Genomic DNA, 24,849 nt, shown 5'->3' with positions numbered 1-24,849 from the left:
ATAATCCTCCTTCAGACGATGCATGCGATCCGGGCGATACTCGCCATTGCCGCCAGCCGGGGAGTTCATCATGCAAGCAAAGAACGAAGAAGCCGTCACGCACTTGCTGAACGATGTCGTCGAGTTTGCACGAGGGCGCTTGCCCGAGCCGACGTTTCACATCGTCGAGCCCTTTCTGCGGCACTACTACGATTTCGTCGACGCCGACGATCTGCAAAGCCGCTCCATTCCCGATTTGTACGGCGCCGCGCTCGCGCACTGGCAGACCGCGCAGCGCTTCGTCCCCGGCAAGGAAAGACTGCGCGTCTACAACCCGATTCTCGAACAGCATGGCTGGCATTCCGATCACACGGTGATCGAGATCGTCAACGACGACATGCCGTTCCTGGTCGATTCCGTTTCGATGGCGGTCAACCGGCAAGGGCTCGCGCTGCATTCGGTCGTGCATCCGGTGTTTCGCATCTGGCGCGCGGCCGACGGCGATATCGCGCGTGTCACGCAGGGCGCGGAAGAAGCCGCCGACACGCGCTCGCAATTGGCCTCGTTCATTCACTTCGAAGTCGACCGTTGCGGCGACGCGGCGAAACTGGACGCGTTGCGCGACGACATCGCGAAAGTACTGCGCGACGTGCGCGCCGCGGTTGAAGACTGGCCGAAGATCGTGGAACTCGCGCGCGTCACGATCAAGACCATGAAAGCCGGCGAGAGCGGGCCGGATGCAATGGAAGCGCGCGCGTTTCTCGAATGGATGGTCGCCGATCACTTCACCTTTCTCGGCCACCGCGACTACGAACTCGTGCAGCAGGGCACGGGCTACGGATTGCGCGCGGTGCCGGGCTCGGGCCTCGGCATCATGCGCGATGAACTGCGCACCGTGGATGGAGCCGCAGCGACTTCAGAGGTGACGGTCTTGCCGCCGGCCGCTGCCGAAATCATTTCGAGCGCCTCGCCGATCTTCCTGACCAAGGCCAACTCGCGGGCAACCGTGCATCGGCCCGGCTATCTGGATTATGTCGGCATCAAACTGACCGGCGCTGACGGCAAGGTGGTCGGCGAGCGGCGCTTCATCGGCCTCTACACGTCGACCGCTTATTTTTTGTCGGCGGCCGAAATTCCGATCGTTCGGCGCAAATGCGCGAACATCGTGAGGAGGGCCGGATTCTTGCCGAAAGGTCATCTCGCGAAATCGCTCGTGACGGTGCTGGAAACGTATCCGCGCGACGAACTGTTCCAGGCCGACGAGAACCAGCTCTACGATATCGCGCTCGGCGTGCTCCGTTTGCAGGAACATCAGCGCACGCGCCTTTTTGTGCGGCGCGACCGCTTCGACCGCTTCGTGTCGTGTCTCGTGTTCGTGCCGCGTGACAAGTACAACACCGATTTGCGGCAACGTATCGCCAACCTGCTCACCGACGCATTCAACGGAGCGAGCGTCGAGTTCACACCGCTGCTTTCCGAATCGACCCTCGCGCGTATTCACTTCGTTGTGCATGCGAAGCCGGGCGGCATGCCCGATGTCGATACGCGCGAACTCGAAGCGCGTCTCGTGCAGGTCGCGCGCCGCTGGCAGGACGATCTCGCCGATGCGTTGCTCGACGCGTTCGGTGAAGAGCAGGGCAACCGTCTGCTGCAGCACTACGCGGATTCGTTTCCGCCCGGCTATCGCGACGACTATGCCGCGCGCACGGCGGTACGCGACATCGAACTGATCGAGCGCGTGCAGGGCAGCGAGCGCCTCGCGATGAACCTGTATCGTCCAATCGAAGCAGGGCCGCGCGCATTCCGCTTCAAGGTCTATCGGGCGGGAATGCCGATCGCGTTGTCGCGCAGTTTGCCGATGCTCGAACACCTGGGCGTGCGTGTCGATGAAGAGCGGCCGTATCTGATCGAAGCGCTCGGCGCGACGCCTGCGTGGATTCACGACTTCGGGCTCGAACTTGCCGACGACGCCGAGTTCGACATCGAGCGCGTGAAGGATCTTTTCGAAGATGCGTTCGAGCAGGTGTGGACCGGCGCGATAGAAAGCGACGACTTCAACCGTCTTGTTCTACGCGCGCAATTGAGCGCGCGCGAAGTGACGATACTGCGTGCGTATGCGAAGTATCTGCGGCAGGTGGGCTCCACATTCAGCGATGCGTATATCGAGCGCGCGGTGACCGGCAATCCCGCGATTGCGCGCATGCTGGTCGAACTCTTCGTCGCGCGCTTCGATCCGTCATTGGGCGACACGCGTGAGGCGCGCGTGGAGGGTTTGCTGAAGACGATCGACAGCGCGCTCGACCAGGTGCCCAATCTCGACGAGGATCGGATACTGCGGCAGTTTCTCGGTGTCATCAAAGCCACGCAGCGCACCAACTATTACGTGTTCGATGCGGACGGAAAGCCGAAGCAGTATCTATCGTTCAAGTTCAACCCGGCGCAAGTGCCCGGTTTGCCCGAGCCGAAGCCGATGTTCGAGATATGGGTCTACTCGCCGCGCGTCGAAGGCGTGCATTTGCGTGGTGGACGTGTGGCGCGCGGCGGCTTGCGCTGGTCGGACCGTCGCGAGGATTTCCGCACTGAAGTGCTGGGTCTGATGAAGGCGCAAATGGTGAAGAACGTCGTGATCGTGCCGGTGGGCTCGAAAGGCGGCTTCGTCGTGAAGAACCCGCCGCCGCAAACGGAACGCGACGCATGGATGCGCGAAGGCATTGCGTGCTATCAAACGTTCCTGCGCGGTTTGCTCGATCTGACCGACAACCTCGCGGGCACGACCGTCGTGCCGCCGCGCGACGTGGTGCGACACGATCCCGACGATCCGTATCTCGTGGTCGCCGCCGACAAAGGCACGGCCACGTTCTCCGACTACGCGAACGCGATCTCGCAGGAATACGGTTTCTGGCTCGACGACGCGTTTGCGTCGGGCGGCTCCGTCGGCTACGACCACAAGAAAATGGCGATCACCGCACGCGGCGCCTGGGAGTCCGTCAAGCGGCATTTCCGCGAAATGGGCGTCGATACGCAGACGATGGACTTCACGGTGGTCGGTATCGGCGATATGTCCGGCGACGTGTTCGGTAATGGCATGCTGTTGTCGCCGCATATCAGGCTCGTGGCCGCGTTCGATCATCGGCATATTTTCCTGGACCCGAATCCCGATCCGGCGTCCAGTCTTGCTGAGCGTGGACGTCTCTTTCTTCTCGATAGATCGAGTTGGGCGGACTACGACCCTTCGCTGATTTCCGCGGGAGGCGGCGTGTTTCCGCGCACGGCGAAGACCATTGCCCTGTCGCCGGCCGTGCAGTCGGTACTCGGCATCAGCGCGGCGGCGCTCTCGCCGGCCGAACTGATGCGCGCAATTCTGCACGCGCCCGTCGACCTGCTCTATAACGGCGGCATCGGCACTTATGTGAAGGCCTCGCGTGAAACGCATCTGCAGGTGGGCGACCGCGCGAACGATGCGATCCGTGTGAACGGCGCGGACTTGCGCTGCAAGGTTGTAGCCGAAGGCGGCAATCTGGGGCTCACGCAACTCGGCCGCATTGAATTCGCGCAGCGCGGCGGCCGCATCAATACCGATGCAATAGACAACTCGGCAGGTGTCGACTGTTCCGACCATGAGGTCAACATCAAGATTCTGCTGGGACTCGTGGTGGCCGACGGCGAGATGACCGACAAGCAGCGCAACGCGCTGCTGGCGGAAATGACCGACGAAGTCGGCCTGCTCGTGTTGACGGACAACTATTACCAGACTCAGGCGCTCTCGATTGCGGGCCGCTATGGCGTCGAATTGCTCGACGCTGAAACGCGCCTGATGCGCTATCTGGAACGCGCGGGTCGCCTGAATCGTGCAATCGAATTTCTACCGAACGACGAAGAAGTGGCCGAGCGGCAGGCTGCGAAACAAGGGCTCACCACGCCCGAGCGCGCGGTGCTGCTCGCTTACAGCAAGATGTGGCTGTACGACGCGCTGCTCGATTCTTCAGTGCCCGAAGACCCGCTCGTCAGCGACATGTTGATCGAGTATTTCCCGAAGCCGCTACGCCAGCGCTTCAGCGAGCCGATGCAGCGTCATCCGCTGCGCCGCGAAATCCTTGCGACGTATCTGACCAACGCGTTGGTGAACCGCGTGGGCTGCGAGTTCGTGCATCGGCTGATGGAGGAAACCGATGCGCAGCCCGGCGACATCGTGCGGGCCTGCATCATGGCCCGCGATGTGTTCGATCTCGACGACGTATGGCGCAGCATCGACGCGCTGGATAACCGCGTCGCCGACGACGTGCAGGCGCGCATGTTCGTCGAAGTTGCGCGGCTTGTCGAACGTTCGGCGTTGTGGTTCCTGCGGCATCTGTCGTCGCCGGGCGTGAACAGCGACGACGTGACCGGTCTGCTCGCGCGTTGCCGTGATGCCGCGCAGCGTCTAGCGCCGCAGTGGCCCACTTTGCTGCCGGCTGCCGATCTCGAAGCGCTATCCGAACGCCAACGTGTGCTCGTCGACGCGGGCGTCGATAGTGAACTCGCGGTACGCATTGCGAGCGGCGAGATTTCAGCGTCGCTGCTCGATATCGCCGAAGTGGCGTCCACGTGTGAGCGCAAGCTCGAACTGGTGGCGGGTGTCTACTTCGCGCTCGGCACGCTGCTCAACTACAACTGGATCAGCGAACGCGCGGCTGCGCTGCCTGCGCCGTCGCACTGGGACATGCTGGCGCGCGCATCCGCATTGGCCGAACTCGCGCGCCTCAAACGCGCGCTTACGATGAGCGCGCTCGCTGGCGCCGACGATGCAGCCACGCCGGACGCGCTGGTTCAAGCATGGCGCGACAAGCGCGCCGCGCAACTCGAGCGTTATGCGCGGTTGCTTGCCGACCTCAGGGCAACCGGCGGAGCGAGCCTGTCGATGCTGCTGGTGATCGTCCGGGAAATGGCTGCGCTCGAGAGGGCATGAGCATTGCGTGGAGGAAGCGGTAAAGAAAGGCTGGCTGAAGGTCCATGCACGCGGTGCGCACAGCGCCGCGGTTGGACGCACGCGGCCCGGCATGTCCATAATACGGATTCCCGGCAGTTGAAAGCCTTTTGAAAATTGACTAACGCCCTCCACGACGATGAAAGAAGAATCGCCGAAAGCCATTATTTACGCGCTTGCCGCCAACTTTGGCATTGCCGTCTGCAAGTTCGCCGCTGCATCGTTCACCGGTTCCGGTTCGATGTTCGCGGAAGCCATTCACTCCACCGCCGACTGCGGTAATCAATTGCTGCTGCTCTTCGGCCTGCGCCAGGCGCGCCGGCCGGCAAGCCCGTTGCATCCGATGGGCGGGGGCCGTGAGATCAACTTTTATTCGCTGCTGGTCGCGCTGCTGCTGTTCTTTGTCGGCGGCGCGTTTTCGGTGTACGAAGGCGTGCATCGCCTGGTCGCGCGGGAGCCCCTGCAGTATGCGTATGTCGCGCTTGTGGTGCTCGGCGTCTCCGTGGTGCTGGAGGCGTTCTCGCTGTGGGGCGCGATGAAGGAGATCCGCAGGGTGCACCCCGAGAAAGCCCTCTGGCGCTGGTTCCGGGAAACGCGCGAGTCCGAGTTGCTGGTCGTCGCGGGCGAGGATATCGCCGCGCTGGCCGGCTTGGCGATGGCCTTCGTCGCCGTGCTGCTCACTTTGGTGACCGGCAATCCCGTCTACGACGCGCTTGGTTCCATAGCCGTTGGTTTGCTGCTGATGGTGATCGCGTGGCTCGTAGCCCGCGAGGTGAAGTCGATGATCGTCGGCGAATCGGCAAGCCCCGAAGTGCGCCGCGCAATCGAGGCGCATTTGCGCGCACGCGGTGAGATTCGCAGCATCATCAATATGATTACCCTGCAATGGGGACGTCATGTGGTGGTCGCCGTGCAGGCCGAAATGATCGACTACGCAAGCGGCCGCGCGATGGTCGACGCGATCAACGTGATCGAGGCAGATTTGCAAGCTGCTTTTCCACAGGTGCGTTGGGTGTTCTTTGAACCCGAGGTGCCGCGCCCCTAACCATGCCTTTTTTGCGCACGTGACTCGCGCAGGTCCTTGCGCGAGTCACTCAACCGGCGCTTCATGTCGTGGAAAATAATTTCTTCGCATCTATACTTCTTTCGGCTTGAAGGCGGCACTCTCCCAAACTGCATCACAAGCAAAATGAAGATCACGATGCTGACTCGCACATTTGGCGCTCTCTCCGTCATTGCACTCGCGGCATGCGCAGCCGTTACTTCCGGGCCGGCAAGCGCGGACGACGACGACGCTTTCTCGCATGACGGCGGCGGCTCGCGCGGGCGGCCAGTCAAGGTGATGATCATTTCGATGTTCGGTCCGGAGGGCCAGGTGTGGCTCGATAAGCTCGGGCCATGGCGCGATATTCAGGTGGACGGCTTGTCGCCCGATTACCCAGCGGTGCATTGCAACCGTCAGGATGTATGCGTGATGACGACCGGCATGGGCCACACGAACGCCGCGGCGTCGATCATGGCATTGACGTTCTCGCCGCGTTTCGATTTGCGGCGTACGTATTTCATGGTGGCGGGTATTGCCGGCATCGATCCTCAACGGGGCACGGTCGGATCCGCTGCGTGGGCCAAGTACCTCGTCGACTTCGGCATTCAATGGGAGATCGACGGGCGCGAGATTCCGGCCGGCTGGAATACCGGCTATCTTGGGATCAACACAAAAAGCCCTTCAGAAAAGCCGCCGCTCGATTACCGGACCGAAGTGTTCAAGCTCAATACACAACTCGCCGATACTGCATTCGCCTTGTCGCGCAACGTGGTGCTTTCCGACAACGCGCAAGCGCAGGCCGCGCGTGCCAAGTATTCGTACCCGCCGGCTAATCTCCCGCCGACCGTCATTCAATGCGATACGCTCGCCGGCGATACGTGGTGGTCGGGCACGCTGCTGGGGCAACGGGCTCGCGACTGGACCAGGATCCTGACGGATGAAAAGGGCGTGTATTGCACCACGCAGCAGGAAGACAATGCGACGTATGAAGCGCTAAAACGCGCGGCCTCGGTGCATAAGGTCGATTTGAACCGCGTTGCCGTGGTGCGTGCGGGCTCTGATTTCGACCGTCCTTACGACGGACAGACCAGCGCCGACAATCTGCTGAACTACTCCGCGCAAGGCGGCTTCACGATTGCTCTCGAAAATCTATACCGCTCGGGTAATCCGCTCGTGCAGGACATTGTCACGCACTGGAGCGAATGGCGCGAAGGCGTGCCCAGGCGCTAACCAGCTTGTTGCAAGCGGGCCGCATCGTGCGGCCCGCACTGCGATGGCGCGCCACACTTAACGCTGCGGTGCGCGATACGGTGTCCAGACGGCGGCGTCCGTATTCCAATGATCCAGTTCCGATGGTGTCATGATGTACTCCTTTGTGAAGAGTGGAAAGCTATCGCGGCGATTCGCATTTATTCTGGAAAACTAACGGTACTGGCGTCCGCTTTCCTCTGTGCTTAATGCCCCGCTTAGTGCCCGCTTTAGTACCTGTTACTGCCCATTAGCCACACGCGTGACGTCGCCGTTCGCGCCTTCCTGCAACGCGATACGCGCGGCTTGCGTCTGGCCGATCAGACCTTTGTTCGGGTAGCTCGTGCGATTGAGCGAAGGCAGCGAACCGTCACGATATGCGGCGACCACTTCGGCCTGCACTTCGGCGCGTGTTTTTCCGCTTGTCGTCGAGGTCGGTTGAGTCTGATAAGTACCAGCGTGGCCGATGCCGTTGCCGCCGCCGTTGCTTTGTGCAAATACCGGCGCGCTGGCGAGCAGCGAAAGAGCAAGACCTGCGAGAAGATTGCGTTTCATGATTCACTCCTGTCGATTCGTTTGCAGCACGAGGGGCGCTGCGACAGGGTGAAATGTAGACTTCGAGTCGACGTCGATAAATCGCGCTTTCGCGAAATGAATTGTCGCGATTTCGGAACAATCGCGCGAGGACCCCTTTAAACGCGGGCACAAAGAGCAACCGCGGCATTAGCGCCGCGGTTGGAATTCACTGTTCAGTTTTGTACTTCAATCAAACTGAGTTACGCGACCCATTCGGAAATGACCGGTGTGTCGAGTGTCGGAGCCGACTCGCGTTCTTCGAGCGTGCGCTGCGAGCATGTTGCATCGAGCGCACCGCGGCCGCTCAGCAATGGGCAGCGATCGAATACCTCGGCGATCCAGTCTACGAAAACACGGACTTTAGGCGACAGATGCCGACTGTGCGGATAGACTGCGGAAATCGGCATCGGCAAAGGCTTGAGTTCGGGCAGTACTTCAACCAGCTGGCCTGAACGCAGATGCGGCAGCACCATGAAACGAGCCGGCTGAATCAGGCCAAAACCTTCCAGCCCGCAGGTCACGTAGGCATCGGCGTCGTTGACCGACACAATGCCCTTCATTTTTACTTCAACCTCTTTGCCATCAACCATGAATGCCCAGTCGAGCGTGCGTCCCGTACGGCTCGAGAAGTAATTGACTGCTTTGTGATTTTCCAGGTCGTCGAGCGAGGTCGGCTTGCCGGCCCGTTCAATGTATTCCGGGGCCGCGCACGTCACGCCCTCGAATAGGCCAATACGCCGCGCCACCAGCGAAGAATCCTGGAGTGCGCCGACGCGCACCACGCAATCCACGCCTTCCTGCAAAAGGTCGACCTGTCTGTCCGACAAGCCGAGTTGCAGGTCGATGTCCGGGTAGCGCGTGTGGAATTCACATAGTTGAGGAATCACCAGCAAGCGGCCGATCGAGCCTGGCATGTCGATGCGCAGCTTGCCGTGCGGCTTCTTATTGCCGCTCTGAAAACTGGCCTCGGTCTCTTCGACGTCCGCGAGAATGCGCACGCAGCGCTCGTAATAAGCGGCGCCGTCCGGCGTGAGCGACAGGCGCCGCGTGGTGCGGTGCATGAGCCGTGTGCCGAGGAACGCTTCGAGGTTCTGAATAATCGTGGTAACCGATGCGCGGGGCAGGTCGAGCGTTTCCGCCGCACGGGTAAAGCTGTTGGTGTCGACAACGCGTGTGAACACTTGCATGGCCTGAAGCCGGTCCATTGCAAACCTCCAGAAGGGGCAGGCGTACTGAGCAGGATTCGAATCCGCGGAGCAATCGAATGGATTGTTCAGGGGCGCCGAATTGTGTTGCCGGATTATAGGCATTTATTTACGAGTCTGCCGAACACACAATTCGCACCATTGAAGTTCTTTGCGCATTGCGCGGCTCGACATGCAAGCATTTAAACCGCCGTACTCCTTTGTGCCCGCCGGCAGTGCGCCGGTAGAGGCGGACAGCACGGCACTCGAAGTCACCGACGTGCAGATAGAAGGGCACGCGCAGGACATCACATTGCGTTTGTACCGGCAGGGAAAGAAAACCGCACTGCCTGTACTGCTTTATTTTCACGGCGGCGGCTTTACGAAGGGATCTATCGATCAGGCCGACTTCGCCTCGCGTTATTTCGCAGAACATTTACCGGCACTGGTGGTGTCCGTCGGCTATTCGCTTGCGCCGGCGTTTCCGTTTCCTGCCGCGCCTGAAGACGCGCATCGCGCGGCATTGTGGGTGCAGACGCGGGCGCGCGCTTTTGGCGGCAACAGCAGAAAGGTTGGCGTGGCGGGTCATGACGCCGGCGGTCAATTGGCCAATTGCCTCGCGTTTATCGCGCGGGATCGCGGCGACGTGCAGATCGCCGCGCAGGCTTTGTTCGGGCCGATGCTGGACCCGAGCCTCACCCGCCTTGGCGACGAAAAGCGCCTCGGCTCGGACATTACGGCAAGAGAGTGCGCGGCCTGTTACCGCGCGTACTTGCCGCAAGCGTCGCAACGCATGCATCCGTATGCGGCGCCGCTCGAATCGTCGCGGCTCGCGGGCTTGCCGGCCACGCTGATCGCGACGGCGCAAAACGACGTGCTGCACGTCGAAGCGGAGAAATACGCGAGCAGCCTGATCGACGCAGGTGTGCTGACCCAGGTGGTCCGCTATCCGGCCGTCTCGCATGCGGCGTTGGCCGATCATCCGCCCGCCTTGCAGGAAGCGGTGCGATTTTTTCAGTGGCGCTTCGATGCGCGCGCCCATCGATGAAACACAAATAAGCAGAACTTCAATCAACGATACCGGGAGCTTCAAATGACCATCCTTCCTCTTTCCCGTCGCCGTGTGGCGATAGCCGCTCTAGCCGTGATCGTCGTAGCCGGACTGGGCACGTTCGGCGCGATTCGTGTCGACGCGAGTTCGCCTGCCGCGCCGACCATCGTGCCGGAAGTCGATGTCGCCACTGTGGTGCAAAAAACGATTACCGACTGGCAGAGCTATTCGGGCCGCCTCGAAGCGGTCGAAAAAGTGGACGTCCGTTCGCAGGTGCCTGGCACGATCGTGTCAGTCAACTTCAAGGACGGCGCGTTCGTGAAGAAAGGCGACACGCTGTTCGTGATCGACCCGCGCCCGTATGCGGCGGAAGTGGATCGCGCAGAAGCGCAGCTCGCGGCCGCACAGGCGCGCACCGGCTACACGCAAAGCGACTGGGAGCGCGCGCAGCGCCTGATCACCGATAACGCGATCGCCAAGCGCGATTACGACGAGAAGCAGAATGCCGCGCGCGAAGCGAGCGCGAACCTGAAGGCCGCGCAAGCCGCACTCGAAACCGCACGCATCAACTTCGGCTACACGAAGATTGTCGCGCCGGTTTCAGGCCGTGTGTCGCGCGCGGAAATCACAGTGGGCAACGTGGTGTCGGCGGGCGCGAACTCGACGCCGCTCACCACGCTCGTGTCGGTTTCGCCGATCTACGCATCGTTCGACGCGGACGAACAAACGTATCTGCAATACCTGCGTCGCGCGAAAGACGGCGGCAAGGTGCCGGTCGAACTCGGTCTCGCGGATGAAAGCGGCTACTCCCGCAACGGCATTATCGAGTCGGTGGACAACCGGCTCGATACGTCGTCGGGCACGATCCGCGTTCGCGCGCGTTTCGATAATCAGGACGGCACATTGATTCCGGGTCTCTACGCACGCGTGAAAGTGGGCGGCAGCGAGCCGCACCCCGCGCTGCTGATCGACGACGCAGCGGTCGGCACCGACCAGGACAAGAAGTTCGTGCTGGTGGTCGATCAGAACAACCACGTCGCCTACCGCGAGATCTCCGTCGGCGATATGCAGGGCAATCTGCGCGTCGTGAAGGGCGGCTTGAAGGCGGGCGACCGGATCGTCGTCAACGGCATTCAGCGTGTGCGTCCGGGCGATGCAGTGCGCGCGCACATAGTGCCCATGACGACCGACCAGGACCCGAACAGCGCGCCGCTTGCACAGACGCGCGCCAAAGCGGACAAGAATTCGTGAGCGTCGCCGCCGCGGCATTGAACGCGCGGCGCCTTGCTCCAACCGCTTGCTCCAACATCAAGAGCTTCCAATGAACATATCCAAATTCTTCATCGATCGGCCGATCTTTGCGGGCGTGCTATCGGTATTGGTTTTGCTGGCGGGCGTTATTTCGCTCTTCAAGCTGCCGATCTCCGAGTACCCCGAAGTGGTACCGCCGTCGGTCGTGGTGCACGCGCAGTATCCTGGCGCAAATCCGAAAGTGATCGCTGAAGCCGTCGCTTCGCCGCTCGAAGAGCAGATCAACGGCGTCGAGAACATGCTGTATATGCAGTCGCAAGCAAATAGCGACGGCAATCTCACGCTGACGGTCACGTTCAAGCTCGGCACGAACCCGGACCTCGCGACGCAACTGGTGCAGAACCGCGTGAACCAGGCACTGCCGCGTCTGCCGGAAGACGTGCAACGGCTCGGCGTGACGACGATCAAGAGTTCGCCCACGCTGACCATGGTGGTCCACCTGATCTCGCCGAATAACCGCTACGACATGACGTATCTGCGCAACTACGCGCTGCTGAACGTCAAGGACCGGCTCGCGCGCATTCAGGGCGTCGGCGAGGTGCAGTTGTGGGGTTCGGGCGACTATGCAATGCGTGTGTGGCTCGATCCGCAGAAGGTGGCGCAACGCGGTTTGACGGCGACCGAAGTGGTCAACGCAATTCGCGAGCAGAACATTCAGGTGGCGGCCGGCGTGATCGGCGCATCGCCTTCGGTGCCGGGCACGCAATTGCAGTTGTCGGTCAATGCGCGCGGCCGTTTGAAGACCGAGGGCGAATTCGGCGACATCATCGTGAAGACCGCGCCCGATGGCGGCGTGACCTATCTGCGTGACATCTCACGTGTCGAACTGGCCGCCTCGGAATACGGTCTGCGTTCGCTGCTCGACAATAAGCCGGCGGTTGCGCTCGCGATCAACCAGGCGCCAGGCGCGAACTCGCTCGCGATTTCCGACGAAGTCCGCTCCGCAATGAAGGAACTCGCGCAAGACATGCCCGCGGGTGTCGAATACGAGATCGTCTACGACCCGACGCAGTTCGTGCGCTCGAGTATCGAGGCGGTCGTTCATACGCTGCTCGAAGCAATCGCGCTGGTGGTGATCGTCGTGATCGTGTTCCTGCAGACGTGGCGCGCGTCGATCATTCCGTTGATCGCCGTGCCGGTGTCGATCGTCGGCACGTTCTCGCTGTTGCTTGCCTTTGGCTTCTCGATCAATGCGTTGTCGTTGTTCGGCATGGTGCTCGCCATCGGGATCGTGGTGGACGACGCGATCGTGGTGGTGGAGAACGTCGAACGGAATATCGAAAGCGGGCTCAGTGCGCGCGATGCGACCTATAAGGCGATGCAGGAAGTGAGCGGGCCGATTATCGCCATCGCGCTCACGCTCGTTGCCGTGTTCGTGCCGCTCGCGTTCATGACGGGCCTCACGGGTCAGTTCTACAAGCAGTTCGCGATGACCATCGCGATCTCCACGGTGATCTCGGCGTTCAACTCGTTGACGCTGTCGCCGGCGTTGTCCGCAATGCTGCTGCGCGGCCACGGCGCGAAGGAAGACTTCCTGACGCGTGCGATGAACCGCGTGCTGGGCCGCTTCTTCAAGGGCTTCAACAAGGTGTTTCATCGCGGCTCGACGGAATACGGCCGCGGCGTGACGGGCGTGCTGCGCCGCAAGGGTGCGATGCTCGCGGTGTATGCCATTCTGCTCGGCGCAACGGTGCTGATCTTGCGTGTCGTGCCGGGCGGCTTCGTGCCCGCGCAGGACAAGGAGTATCTGATTGCGTTCGCGCAGTTGCCGAACGGCGCATCGCTGGATCGTACGGAAAAAGTGATCCGCGACATGAGCGCGATTGCGCTCAAGCAGAAGGGCGTGGAAAGCGCGGTGGCGTTCCCGGGTTTGTCGGTGAACGGCTTCACGAATAGTTCGAGCGCGGGCATTGTGTTCGTCACGCTCAAGCCGTTCAAGGAGCGCGGCGACAAGAAGCTTTCGGCGGGTGCGATTGCGGGCGCGTTGAACCAGCAGTACGGCGCGATCAAGGATTCGTTCGTCGCGGTGTTTCCGCCGCCACCCGTGCTCGGTCTCGGCACGCTCGGCGGTTTCAAGATGCAACTGGAGGATCACGGCGCGCTCGGTTACGCGGAATTGAACAAGGCAGCGGAAGCATTCGTGAAGAAGGCGGCGCAAACGCCTGAACTGGGCCCGACCTTCTCCAGCTATCAGATCAACGTGCCGCAATTGAACGTGGACCTCGACCGCGTGAAGGCGAAGCAACTCGGCGTGCCGGTCACCGACGTGTTCAACACGATGCAGATCTATCTGGGCTCGCTGTATGTGAACGACTTCAACCGCTTTGGCCGCGTGTACCAGGTGCGGGTGCAGGCAGATGCACCGTTCCGTCAACGCGCCGACGACATCCTGCAACTGAAGACGCGCAATGCTGCGGGCGACATGGTGCCGTTGTCGTCGCTCGTGTCGGTCACGCCGACGTTCGGTCCGGAAATGGTGGTGCGTTACAACGGCTATACGGCAGCCGATATCAACGGTGGACCGGCACCGGGCTTCTCGTCCGGTCAAGCGCAAGCCGCGGCTGAGCGCGTGGCGGCCGAGGTTCTGCCGCGAGGCGTGAAGCTCGAATGGACCGACCTGACCTATCAGCAGATTCTCGCCGGCAATGCGGGCTTGTGGGTGTTCCCGATCAGCGTGCTGCTCGTGTTCCTAGTGCTCGCCGCACTGTATGAAAGCCTGACGCTGCCGCTCGCCGTGATCCTGATCGTGCCGATGAGCGTGCTGTCCGCGCTGACCGGCGTGTGGCTCACGGGCGGCGACAACAACATCTTTACGCAGATCGGCTTGATGGTGCTGGTGGGCTTGTCGGCGAAGAACGCGATTCTGATCGTGGAGTTTGCTCGCGAACTCGAACACGACGGACATACACCGCTTTCGGCGGCAATTGAGGCGAGCCGCCTGCGTCTGCGGCCGATTCTGATGACGTCGATAGCGTTCATCATGGGTGTGGTGCCGCTGGTGTTGTCGACCGGAGCCGGTTCGGAAATGCGTCACGCAATGGGTGTCGCGGTGTTCTTCGGCATGCTCGGCGTCACGCTGTTCGGGCTGATGCTCACGCCGGTGTTCTATGTGGTGCTGCGTACGTTGGCCGGCGGGACGATTCACGTCGCGCAGAAGGATTCGCCGCGCATTGGCGCACCGGTCACGGATGCCTGAGGAGAAAACAACAATGAAACGCTTTGAAAGTTTGAGTGGATGGGGCCGGGCGGCAGCCAGCGGTTTGCTGCTCGCGCTGCTCGCCGCCTGCTCGGTGGAGCCCACCTACAAGCGGCCGGAAGTGGATACGCCCACCGCGTTCAAGGAAGCACCGGTGGCGGCTTCGGGGGCTTCGGCGACCTCGGCCGCATCGGCGCCGGACGCCGGCACGTGGAAGACGGCGCAACCCGCCGACGACGCGCATCGCGGCGAATGGTGGAAGATTTTTGGCGACCCGCAGCTCGACGCGCTCGAAGAGCAGGCGGCCGCCGCGAATCAGGACCTGAAGGCGGCAGCAGCGCGCGTGCAGCAGGCCCGTGCCGTGACGCGCGCAGCGAAGTCGGACTGGTTCCCGAAGATCGATGCGGGCTTCGGCCCGACCCGCGAACGTGCGTCGGCAGCGTCGCAGTTTCAGCCGGATAGCGTGGGCGGCACGACTGGCACCATCTGGCGGGCGCAGGTCGGCGCGTCGTATGAGGCGGATCTGTTCGGTCGCGTCGGCTCTAACGTCAATGCGTCGCGTGCGGACGAGCAGCAAAGCGAAGCGCTGTTCCGTTCGGTGCAGTTGTCGTTGCAGGCCGACGTCGCGCAAAACTATTTCCAGTTGCGCGAACTCGATACGGATCAGGACCTGTACCGCCGTACAGTGGCATTGCGTGAAGATACATTGAAGCTCGTCGAGCGTCGTTTCAGGGAAGGCGACATCAGCGAGCTCGATGTTTCTCGCGCCCGCAACGAACTTGCGAGCGCGCGCGCGGATGCCGTGGGCGTCGCACGTCAGCGCGCGGCGTCGGAGCATAGTCTCGCGATTCTGCTCGGCAAGCCGCCGGCAGACTTCTCATTCGCGGAAGCTCCGCTCGTGCCGGTAGCGGCGCGTGTGCCGCCGGGCTTGCCTTCGGCGCTGCTCGAACGGCGGCCGGATGTTTCGGCAGCCGAGCGCGCGATGGCGGCGGCAAATGCGCGCGTAGGTCTCGCGAAGTCGGCGTTTTTCCCGAAGCTCGATATCACTGGCGCATTCGGCTATGAGTCGGCGACCTTGGGCAATCTGTTCATGTGGTCGAGCCGCGCGTTCATTCTCGGGCCGTTTGCCGGCACTGCATTGACGTTGCCTCTGTTCGACGGCGGTCGGCGCAAGGCGAATCTCGCGCAGGCTCGTGCGAAATACGACGAGGACGTCGCGCAGTATCGCCAGCAGGTTCTGGTGGCGTTCCGCGAAGTCGAGGACAACCTGGCCGACCTGCGCCTGCTCGATGACCAGATGCGCGAGCAGAACGATGCAGTGCAGGCCTCGCAGCGCGCGGCGCGTCTGTCGCGCACGCAGTACACCGAAGGCGCGGTCAGCTATCTGGACGTGATCGACGGCGAGCGGCAGGTATTGAATACGCAACTGCAGGCGAGCCACTTGCAGGGCACGCAGGCTGTCGCGACCGTGAACCTGATTCGCGCTCTGGGCGGCGGCTGGGGCGATGTGGCTGCATCCGACACCGCAGTGGGTTCCGCTGCACCGGCTGCAACGCCGGCTTCCTCAGCGGCGCCTGGCGAACAGGTGGCCAAGCGCTAGGGGTTTAACTGCTGAGGCTGGACCTGAGTGCTGGAAACAAGCCGGATCGCGCGACCAGGCGCGGTCCGGCTTTTTTTTGCGCAAATCTTTTTTAGCACTTTCCTTTCGAAAATCCGTTCGTAGACCCGTTGGTATCGTGGCCTCTATGATGATTCGCACCTTGGCGTGGGCCGCCGAACAGGCTCGCCGCGAACCAAATCACGTATCAACCACAAGAGTCCACCATGCGCAATTTCGCTTTAAACGTGCGGCGTTTTTTTCGCGCGCCGACGCTCGCGCTTGTCAGCGCCTTTGGCTTCGCCCTGGCTCTGCCCGCAGCGCCCGCATTCGCAGCGGACGCGCCGACGCTGAAGATAGGCACCGCCACGAGCCCGCAAATCGAGGCGCTGAAAGTAGCCGTGCGCGAGGCGAAAGAACAGGGCCTCGACGTGAAGGTAATCGAATTCACCGACTGGAACACGCCGAACGCCGCACTCGCGAATAAGGATATCGACGTGAATTACTTCCAGCACATTCCGTTTCTCGAGAACGCGAAGAAGCAGGGCGGCTATAACTTTGTCGCAATTGCCCCCGGCACGATCATGAAGATCGGTCTGTACTCGAAGAAGATCAAACGCTTCGACGAGTTGAAAGACGGCGCGACCGTGGCGATCGCCAACGATCCTGTCAATGGCGGGCGCGGCTTGTTGCTGCTGCAACGCGCGGGGCTCATCAAGCTGACGCCCGGAATCGACTATCGCGCAACCACGCTCGACATTATCGACAACCCCAGGCATCTGAAGATCGTTCAACTCGAAGCATCGCAACTGGCGCGTTCGCTCGACGATGTCGATCTTGCACAGGGCTATCCGAGCTTCATCAAACTCGCGGGTACGACGGACCCGAATAGCGCGCTTCTGTTCGACGGCCTGGAGAACAAGAACTACGCGATTCAGTGGGTCGTGCGTCCGGAAAGCGTGAACGACCCGCGCATTCGCAAGTTCATTTCGATCTATCAGCATTCGCCGGCCGTGCGCGCCGCGCTCGACAAGGCATTCGGCAATCTGTACGCGGTCGCCTGGTAAGCGGCGCGTTCCGCGCTGAACCGAAACAACAGGAGTGACGCGATGCCGAAGAAGAAGATTCTGCTGAACGCATTCAACATGAATGCGGTGGGCCACATCAATCACGGTTTGTGGACGCATCCGCGGGATCGTTCGGCTCATTACACCGATCTCGACTACTGGACGAGTCTTGCGCAAACGCTCGAACGCGGCAAGTTCGACGGGATTTTTCTCGCGGATATTGTCGGCGTGTACGACGTTTATCAGGGCGGCCCCGAAACGCCGTTGCGCGAAGCCGTGCAGATTCCGATCAACGATCCCTCGCTGATCGTGCCCGCGATGGCGCACGTGACGCGGCATATCGGCTTCGGCGTGACGTCGAATCTGACGTATGAGCCGCCGTATCTGTTCGCGCGGCGCATGTCGACGCTCGACCATCTGACCAAAGGACGGGTCGGCTGGAATATCGTCACCGGCTATCTGGATAGTGCCGCCCGCGGAATGGGTCTCGCCCAGCAGATCAGTCACGACGACCGCTATAACCGCGCCGACGACTATATGGATGTCGTCTACAAGCTCTGGGAACAAAGCTGGGAAGACGACGCGGTGGTGCGCGACCGTGCTTCGCGCATCTTCTCGCAACCGGGCAAGGTGCATCGCGTGAAGCACGACGGTCCTTTCTATTCGATCGACGCCATTCACTTGAGCGAGCCATCGCCGCAACGCACACCGGTGTTGTATCAGGCCGGTTCGTCGAGCCGCGGCGTCGATTTCGCGGCGCGTCATGCGGAGTGCGTGTTTGTCGGCGGACAGAACAAGCAGTTGACGCGTTCGATCGTCGACGACATTCGCGCGCGAGCTGTGAGCTTTGGGCGCGCGCCAGACGACATCAAGATCTTCGCGGGCATTACGGTGGTGGTCGGCGAAACCGAACGAGCCGCACAGGAAAAGTTCGAAGAGTACCGGCGCTATGCGAGTGCCGAAGGCGGTATCGCGCATTTTTCCAGTTCGACAGGTATCGATTTTTCGCAATACGAGCTGGATGAGCCGATCTCGTATGTGAAGACGGAATCCATGCAATCGGCGGTCGAAGCCATATCGAAGAAGAGCGTGAGCGGCGTCTGGACGAAGCGCAAGGTACTCGAACAGATGACGCTCGGCGGCCGCGCAAAACCGGTGGTGGGCTCGCCGCAGCAGATCGCGGACGAACTGGTGTCATGGATCGAGGAAGCGGGCGTGGACGGTTTCAATCTGACCCGCACGGTGATGCCGGAATCGTTCGAGGACTTCGTGGACCTCGTCGTGCCGGAGTTGCAGAACCGCGGCGTCTACAAGGAAGACTACGACCCCGCGCCTACTTTGCGCGAGAAGCTTTTCGGCGGCGGCCGCGCGCGTTTACCGGACGTGCATGTCGGCGCGCAGCATCGGCGAGCGCCGCACAGCGGCATCAAGCAAACCGTGGAAGCCTGAGAGGAGCGAAGCGATGGCTAATCTTTTCGACGTGCCGCAGTTCATTGAAGACGCACCGTCTCTCGCGGCCGATCATCGTGCGAACGCGGCGCCGCCGCAGGCGGCCGTTGTATTCGACAATGTCGGCAAAGTATTTGCCGGGTCCAACGGTGCACCGACCGCGGCGCTTGCAGAGGTGACGTTGAACGTTGCACGCGGCGAAGTATTTGGCATTATCGGCCGCAGCGGCGCAGGGAAGTCGACGTTGCTGCGCCTTGTGAACGGACTCGAAAAACCGAGTTCGGGCGCGGTGCGTGTGAATGGAGTCAATGTCGGCGAACTCGACGAACGCGGACTCGTGACGCTACGCCGTCGCATCGGCATGGTGTTTCAGCACTTCAATCTGCTCTCCGCGAAGACCGTGCGCGAGAACATTGCGTTGCCGCTGAAAATCGCCGGTGTGCCGAAAGCGGCGATCGACAGGAAGGTCGATGCGCTGCTCGAGCTCGTCGGCCTCGCGGCAAAGCGCGACGCTTATCCAGCGAGCTTGTCGGGCGGACAGAAACAGCGTGTCGGCATTGCCCGCGCACTCGTCACGGACCCCGACATTCTGCTGTGCGACGAAGCGACGTCCGCACTCGATCCCGAAACGACGCAGGCGATTCTCGCGCTGCTGCGCGACATCAACCGGCGGCTAGACCTGACCGTCGTTCTGATCACGCATGAAATGCAGGTGATTCGTGAAGTGTGCGATACGGTCGCCGTGATCGAGCGTGGCCGCGTAGTGGAAACGGGCCCGGTGTGGCGTGTGTTCGGCGAGCCGCAGCACGATGCGACGCGGGCGTTGCTGCGCACGCTGGTTCACGATTTGCCTGCGGATCTCGCCGATCGCGTGAAGCCGCTTGCCGGGATCGCGCAAACCGACGCGCGCGTTCTGCTCGACGTGCGCTTTACTGGCGGCAATGCACGCGACCCCGACCTCGCCGGTCTGACTTCCGCGCTGAGCATCGAGGGAGGCGGCGTGAGCTTCGTGCATGGCGGAATCGACCGCATTCAAGGGCATGCGCAAGGGCGCCTCATCGTATCCGCGCAGGTTCGTGCGAAAGAGGGCGCCACGGTGCATGCGCAGATCGCCGCGTTGCTCGAACGCGCGCGCGGCCACGCTAACCATGTCGAGGTATTGGGTTATGTCTGATCTCTGGCTTTCGGAACTCGTCGGTGCGATACGCGATACGGTTGTGATGGTCGGCGTGTCCGCGGTAATCGCAGCACTGATCGGCATTCCGTTGGCGCTAGTGCTGGTCACGACCACGCGCGGCGGCATCTTCGAAAAACGCGCGGTGAACAGCACGCTCGGCGCGCTCGTCAATGCATTTCGCTCGACGCCGTTCATCATTCTGCTGGTCGCGCTGCTGCCGCTCACGCGCTTGCTGATCGGCACGACCATCGGCGTATGGGCGGCAATCGTGCCGCTCAGCATTGCGGCGATTCCGTTCCTCGCACGCGTAGCCGAAGTGAGCCTGCGCGAAGTGGACCGCGGCCTGATAGAAGCAGCGCAGGCAATGGGCGCGCAACGAAGGCATATCATCTGGCATGTGCTGTTGCCTGAAGCTCTGCCAGGCATTGTGGGCGGCTTCACGATCACCGTAGTCGCGATGATCGGATCGTCCGCGATGGCCGGTGCGGTCGGCGCTGGCGGCCTCGGCGATCTCGCGATCCGCTACGGCTATCAGCGTTTCGATACGACGGTGATGGTGACGGTGATCGTGTTGCTGATCGCGATCGTGACTACTGTGCAACTGGTGGGCGATCGCTTCGTTCGGCGACTCGCGCAGCGCGCGTGATGGGCAAACGCACCGTTGTCACCGGTTCTGGCGTCCGCCCGCCGACGTAGCGCATTCGCATGACGAATGACGTAGGCCCTATCGGTCGCGAATCTCACCGCCTATCATGAAAGCTGCCGGGACGTGCCGCGAGCCTCTCGTGAGCCCGTTCCACCTGCACTGCAGGTTCGCCTCCAGAACATCATCACATGGAAATAGCATGAATGATCCTCGCCAGACCGCGGCGCTGCAAACGCGCGAGGCGTCCGCCGCACCAGCGGTGCGCGATCTCGCCGGCCTGATCGCTGCACTGCATGCGAGCGCCGCACAGCGCGACCTTGCCGGCGGCCACGCCGCGCAGGAAAAGCAGTGGATCGCGGACGCTGGCTTGCTCACGCTTGCCGTGCCGCGCGAATTCGGCGGCGAGGGCGCTTCCTGGCCTGAGATCTACGACACCATTCGCAAGATCGCCCAGGTGGACAGCGCGCTCGCGCATCTGCTCGGGTTCACGTTCTTGCAGGAGATCAGTGTCTATGTGTGGGGCAATGCGGTGCAGCGTGCCCGCTACCTGAGCGGTACGGTAAAAGAGCGCTGGTGGTGGGGCAATGCGGTGAATCCGCTCGACACCAGGCTCGTTGCCAATGCTACCGGCGACGGCGGCTATCTTCTGAATGGCGAAAAAGGCTTTTGCTCGGGCACGCGTGGCTCGCAGATGATGACGGTTTCCGGGCACGACCCGCAGACCGGCAGCACGATGTTCGCAGTCGTGCCGACCACGCGCGAGGGCATCACCGTCAACGAAGATTGGAATCCGATCGGGCAGCGGCAGACCGACAGCGGCAGCGTGTCTTTTGTCCAGGTCCGTGTCGAGCCGGAAGAAGTCCTGCAACGCGCCGACACGCCGTACGCGAGTTTGCGCACGCTGGTATCGCAGCAGGTCATGACCAATCTGTTCGTGGGCATTGCACAAGGCGCGCTCGACGAAGCTCGTGCGTACGTCACGCAATACGGCAAGCCGTGGATGACTTCGGGCGTGACGAAAGCCACCGACGATCCGTATCTGATCCAGCGTTTCGGCGAAATGCGTATTCAGGCGGTGAGCGCCGAAGCGCTGGCCGTGCGCGCCGCGCAAGCGCTCGACGCCGCGTGGCGCGAAGGCCCGTCGCTTTCCGCCGAAGCGCGGGCACACGTTGCGCTCGCTACTTCAGAAGCGAAGATCGTCGCGCATCGCGCGGCGCTCGACGTCAGTGAGAAACTGTTCGATGTCTGCGGCGCGCGCGCCACGCATGCGCCGCTCGCGCTCGATCGTTTCTGGCGCAACGCTCGCGTGCACACGCTGCACGATCCGCTCGACTATCGCGTGCGCGACGTTGGCCGTTATGCACTCAGCGGGACATTGCCGGAGGTTTCTTTGTACACTTGAGGCGGTCCGCGGTGCAGCCAGTCTGCGCCGCGGTTTTATCCCTTCTCAAGAGATCTCCGGATTGCAGTTCAAATTACCGACCACGGCAACAGCGCCGTTTTGCCCGTCTGAAGTGCAAGGCTCGGTCGCCGTCTCGCAAGGCGCGCCTTTCTGGAAAAAGATCCTGCAGTTCGCCGGCCCCGGCCTGCTGGTTTCCATCGGCTATATGGACCCGGGCAATTGGGCGACCGACATTGAAGCCGGCTCGCGTTACGGCTACAGCCTGCTGTTCGTCGTCTTGCTGTCGAGTCTCGCGGCGATGGCGTTGCAATGTCTGAGCATGCGCCTGGGTATCGTCACCGGGCGCGATCTGGCCGAGTTGTCGAGGGCGCGTTATTCGCCCGCGGTCGCGCGAGGGCAGTGGTTTCTTGCCGAGCTTTCGATCGTCGCGTGCGATCTCGCGGAAGTGCTTGGCGGCGCGCTCGCTTTCCATCTGCTGTTCAAGTGTTCGCTTACCACGGGCGTGCTGCTGACCGCGTTCGACACATTGATCGTGCTCGGCCTGAAGGGCAAGAACTTCCGCGATCTGGAAGCGATCATGCTTGGACTGATCGCGACGATCGGCGTCGGGTACATCGTCGAACTCGCGCTCGTGAAGCCGCATTGGCCGTCGGTCGCGCAAGGACTGATTCCGTCGTGGCAGGCGTTGAGCTCACGCGAGCCGGTGTATCTCGCGATCGGCATTCTCGGTGCGACGGTCATGCCGCATAACCTGTATCTGCATTCGTCGATCGTGCAAACGCGCGCGGTGAAGCGCGATCCGGCGAGCATCGGCTCCGCGATCGGCATGTCGCGCATCGATACCATCGTGTCGTTGCTGCTCGCGCTGATGATCAACATGGCGATTCTGATTCTCGCGGCCGCCGCGTTTCATGCGACCGGCCACAATCAGGTCACCGAAATCGAAGACGCCTACAAGCTGCTCGCGCCGATTGTCGGCACCGGTTTCGCGGCTGTGTTGTTCGCAATCACGCTGCTCGCGTCGGGACAAAGTTCGACCTTCACCGGCACGGTTGCGGGGCAGGTCATCATGGAAGGCTTCCTGAAGCTGAAGATTCCGTGCTGGCAGCGGCGCTTCATCACGCGCGCGCTTGCGTTGATTCCTGCGTTGATCGGCGTGCAGATGATGGGCAACGGCGCAGTCGGCAAGCTGCTCGTCGCAAGTCAGGTAGTGCTCAGTCTGCAGTTGCCGTTCGCGCTTTACCCGCTGATCCGCATGACGGGCGACCGCTCGCTGATGGGCGAGTTCGCGAATACGCTGCTCACGCGGATTGTCGCGTGGACGCTGTTCGCGGTTATTACCGCGGCGAATCTGTGGCTCGTCGTGCAGACGGTGGGACTCGTTGGGGAGTGAAGGGGCGGCGCGTCTTGTTGCATCGCTCCGTTGCCGGGTGAAAACGTGAACGTCGAACAAAAAAAGGTCCGCGCAAGTGGCGGACCTTTTACTTTGGGGCTTCGGTTTCGAATCGGGCGGACCAGCCGTCATCGAAGATCAATCTGGCAAGTGGCGTGGCTCAGGCGGCCTCGGCGACCTGCGCGGCTTCGAGTGCTTCCTGGCGCGCGGCTGCGGCTTTCTTGGTCTTGCCGGCACGCGACGGCGGCTGGCATGCACCGCACACGACGTTGTGCTGCAGATCGTGCTTGTGCGCGACGAACTTGCCGGTGCAACGGCAGCACTTCGTCAACTGCAGAATGTCGGCGTCGAAGAAACGCACCAACGTCCAGGCGCGCGTCAAGTCGAGCACCGGTTCGGTTTCGCTGTGCTTGCAGTGTTCGAGATACAGCCGATACCCTTTGGTCAGCGCATCGAGATGCGAGCAACGCGCTTCGTTCTTCAGGAACAGGTACGTGTTGTAGAACAGCGACGCGTGAATGTTAGCAAGCCACGTCATGTACCAGTCCGCCGAGAACGGCAGCATGCCCTTGGGCGGCGATACGCCCTTCACCTCGCGGTACAGGCGGATCATGCGGTCACGCGAGAGCGTCAACTCGCTCTCGAGCACCTGCATGCGTGCGCCGAGTTCGATCAACGCGATCGCACGAAACACTTCTTGTGCATCTTCCGTCAGGCTACGCTTGAGCATCGCAGTCACCCTATTAGGCAAATTGCTCAGCGGGCTGGCCTGCAAGCAGGATCGCCGCGTGAGTCGGTGCAACTGCGGTGTGCTTCGTCGTTTGCGTCAACGCCGACAGCATCGAGTGGTCGTTGAAGCGGAAGAAACACAAAAGCTGATCGGAAGAGGCCAGTTTGACGATCTGTGCGAGCGACAGCCCGGCAAGCAGATCAGCCAGTTCCGACGACAAACCCAGACGGAACATGCCGACCGGTTTGTCCTCACGCAACATACGTTGCGCGAGCATGATGTACGACAGGTTAATCTCGCGGATTGAGTCCAGCGTCTCGCTGCTACGGTCCATTTTTTCTGTTTCCGAAGCCCCGAATTACTATGTCGGCTTTTTGCCGTTATGTCTTTTATGCCTCGCCGAAAACGTTGTCCTTCGGCTACAAGTCGTCCCTGATACACATGGCGACCTTTTGATACATCGCGTTACATTTCGTAACAGCTTGGGACGAATTGTATGAAGGGCAAAACAGGAAATCAATCCCTTCTCAAAAAAATATCTCAAAAAGATGCATCAAATTTCGGTAACAATTTCACGGGCCTGTAATGCGCGGTGCTGGCTGCCTTTTTGCGGCTTGGCCAGCTTTCTTCAGATCCATGAAAACCCTTGTGCGGCGGGGGATAGACCGTGTCTTCCGCGCAACAGCGGAGGCCGGCTCGGGAGAACCGGTAATTAAGACTGAATGGAATTGAAGCGAAAAGCCGGCGCCAACTCGTGTAATTACTACCTTCCGATTTCCCGTTTTGGGGACAGACCGGGTTTGTAACGAAAAGATGGCGCCCCGGTTACAAACTC

General features: G+C 61.6%; 17 protein-coding genes. 13 read left to right on the top strand and 4 right to left on the bottom strand.

The genetic code is table 11. The annotated features are described in order from the left end of the window. Positions 1-70: 70 nt before the first annotated feature. The 3 genes from RW095_RS11180 (at position 71) to RW095_RS11170 (ending at position 7,217) form a co-directional block, all read left to right on the top strand. Positions 71-4,924 (top strand): NAD-glutamate dehydrogenase, encoded by a 4,854-nt coding sequence (locus tag RW095_RS11180; RefSeq protein ID WP_317019084.1) that lies wholly within the window; start codon positions 71-73, stop codon positions 4,922-4,924. A 157-nt stretch (positions 4,925-5,081) separates the two neighbouring features. Beyond that, positions 5,082-5,987, top strand: a complete 906-nt coding sequence (locus tag RW095_RS11175) for a cation diffusion facilitator family transporter (protein WP_317019083.1) — start codon at positions 5,082-5,084, stop codon at positions 5,985-5,987. 156 nt (positions 5,988-6,143) lie between these two features. Further along, the gene (locus RW095_RS11170; RefSeq protein ID WP_317019081.1) at positions 6,144-7,217 is read left to right on the top strand and encodes a purine-nucleoside phosphorylase; all 1,074 of its coding nucleotides are present in this window, start codon (positions 6,144-6,146) and stop codon (positions 7,215-7,217) included. A 258-nt stretch (positions 7,218-7,475) separates the two neighbouring features. Here RW095_RS11170 and RW095_RS11165 read toward each other — a convergent pair whose 3' ends face one another. Then, the gene (locus tag RW095_RS11165; RefSeq protein WP_128585751.1) at positions 7,476-7,790 is read right to left on the bottom strand and encodes a DUF4148 domain-containing protein; all 315 of its coding nucleotides are present in this window, start codon (positions 7,788-7,790) and stop codon (positions 7,476-7,478) included. 221 nt (positions 7,791-8,011) lie between these two features. After that, a complete protein-coding gene (locus RW095_RS11160; RefSeq protein ID WP_317019079.1) occupies positions 8,012-9,016 on the bottom strand; it encodes a LysR family transcriptional regulator in 1,005 nt (334 codons plus the stop codon). 172 nt (positions 9,017-9,188) lie between these two features. Between RW095_RS11160 and RW095_RS11155 the strand changes: the two genes are divergently transcribed. The 10 genes from RW095_RS11155 (at position 9,189) to RW095_RS11110 (ending at position 23,284) form a co-directional block, all read left to right on the top strand. After that, the gene (locus RW095_RS11155) at positions 9,189-10,043 is read left to right on the top strand and encodes an alpha/beta hydrolase (protein WP_317019077.1); all 855 of its coding nucleotides are present in this window, start codon (positions 9,189-9,191) and stop codon (positions 10,041-10,043) included. A 45-nt stretch (positions 10,044-10,088) separates the two neighbouring features. Further along, positions 10,089-11,297 carry an efflux RND transporter periplasmic adaptor subunit gene (locus RW095_RS11150; RefSeq protein ID WP_317019076.1) on the top strand — a complete coding sequence of 403 codons (1,209 nt, stop codon included), beginning with the start codon at positions 10,089-10,091 and terminating at the stop codon, positions 11,295-11,297. A 70-nt stretch (positions 11,298-11,367) separates the two neighbouring features. Beyond that, the gene (locus tag RW095_RS11145; protein WP_317019074.1) at positions 11,368-14,553 is read left to right on the top strand and encodes an efflux RND transporter permease subunit; all 3,186 of its coding nucleotides are present in this window, start codon (positions 11,368-11,370) and stop codon (positions 14,551-14,553) included. 13 nt (positions 14,554-14,566) lie between these two features. After that, entirely contained in the window at positions 14,567-16,153 is a 1,587-nt protein-coding gene (locus RW095_RS11140; protein ID WP_317019073.1) for an efflux transporter outer membrane subunit, read from the top strand. A gap of 224 nt (positions 16,154-16,377) precedes the next feature. Next, a complete protein-coding gene (locus tag RW095_RS11135; RefSeq protein ID WP_317019072.1) occupies positions 16,378-17,217 on the top strand; it encodes a MetQ/NlpA family ABC transporter substrate-binding protein in 840 nt (279 codons plus the stop codon). Between the two features lie 42 nt (positions 17,218-17,259). Then, positions 17,260-18,666 carry an LLM class flavin-dependent oxidoreductase gene (locus RW095_RS11130; protein WP_317019070.1) on the top strand — a complete coding sequence of 469 codons (1,407 nt, stop codon included), beginning with the start codon at positions 17,260-17,262 and terminating at the stop codon, positions 18,664-18,666. 13 nt (positions 18,667-18,679) lie between these two features. Next, positions 18,680-19,840, top strand: coding sequence for a methionine ABC transporter ATP-binding protein (locus RW095_RS11125; RefSeq protein ID WP_317019068.1), 1,161 nt, complete (start codon positions 18,680-18,682; stop codon positions 19,838-19,840). After that, positions 19,833-20,489, top strand: coding sequence for a methionine ABC transporter permease (locus RW095_RS11120; RefSeq protein ID WP_128596467.1), 657 nt, complete (start codon positions 19,833-19,835; stop codon positions 20,487-20,489). Before RW095_RS11125 ends, RW095_RS11120 begins: the two co-directional genes overlap by 8 nt. A gap of 199 nt (positions 20,490-20,688) precedes the next feature. After that, complete coding sequence (locus RW095_RS11115; protein WP_317019066.1) at positions 20,689-21,891, top strand: acyl-CoA dehydrogenase family protein; 1,203 nt, start codon at positions 20,689-20,691, stop codon at positions 21,889-21,891. Positions 21,892-21,952: 61 nt separating this feature from the next. After that, complete coding sequence (locus tag RW095_RS11110; RefSeq protein WP_128596469.1) at positions 21,953-23,284, top strand: Nramp family divalent metal transporter; 1,332 nt, start codon at positions 21,953-21,955, stop codon at positions 23,282-23,284. A gap of 160 nt (positions 23,285-23,444) precedes the next feature. On the opposite strand, the gene flhC is transcribed toward RW095_RS11110, so the two are convergent. Both flhC and flhD read right to left on the bottom strand, forming a co-directional pair. Further along, positions 23,445-24,014 (bottom strand): flagellar transcriptional regulator FlhC, encoded by a 570-nt coding sequence (gene flhC, locus RW095_RS11105; RefSeq protein ID WP_128592026.1) that lies wholly within the window; start codon positions 24,012-24,014, stop codon positions 23,445-23,447. Positions 24,015-24,027: 13 nt separating this feature from the next. After that, entirely contained in the window at positions 24,028-24,348 is a 321-nt protein-coding gene (gene flhD, locus RW095_RS11100; RefSeq protein WP_006052742.1) for a flagellar transcriptional regulator FlhD, read from the bottom strand. Positions 24,349-24,849 lie beyond the last annotated feature (501 nt).

This window comes from Paraburkholderia kirstenboschensis, assembly GCF_032806925.1.
GTDB classification, from domain to species: domain Bacteria; phylum Pseudomonadota; class Gammaproteobacteria; order Burkholderiales; family Burkholderiaceae; genus Paraburkholderia; species Paraburkholderia kirstenboschensis.
This window is presented reverse-complemented; position numbering and strand designations above follow the sequence as displayed.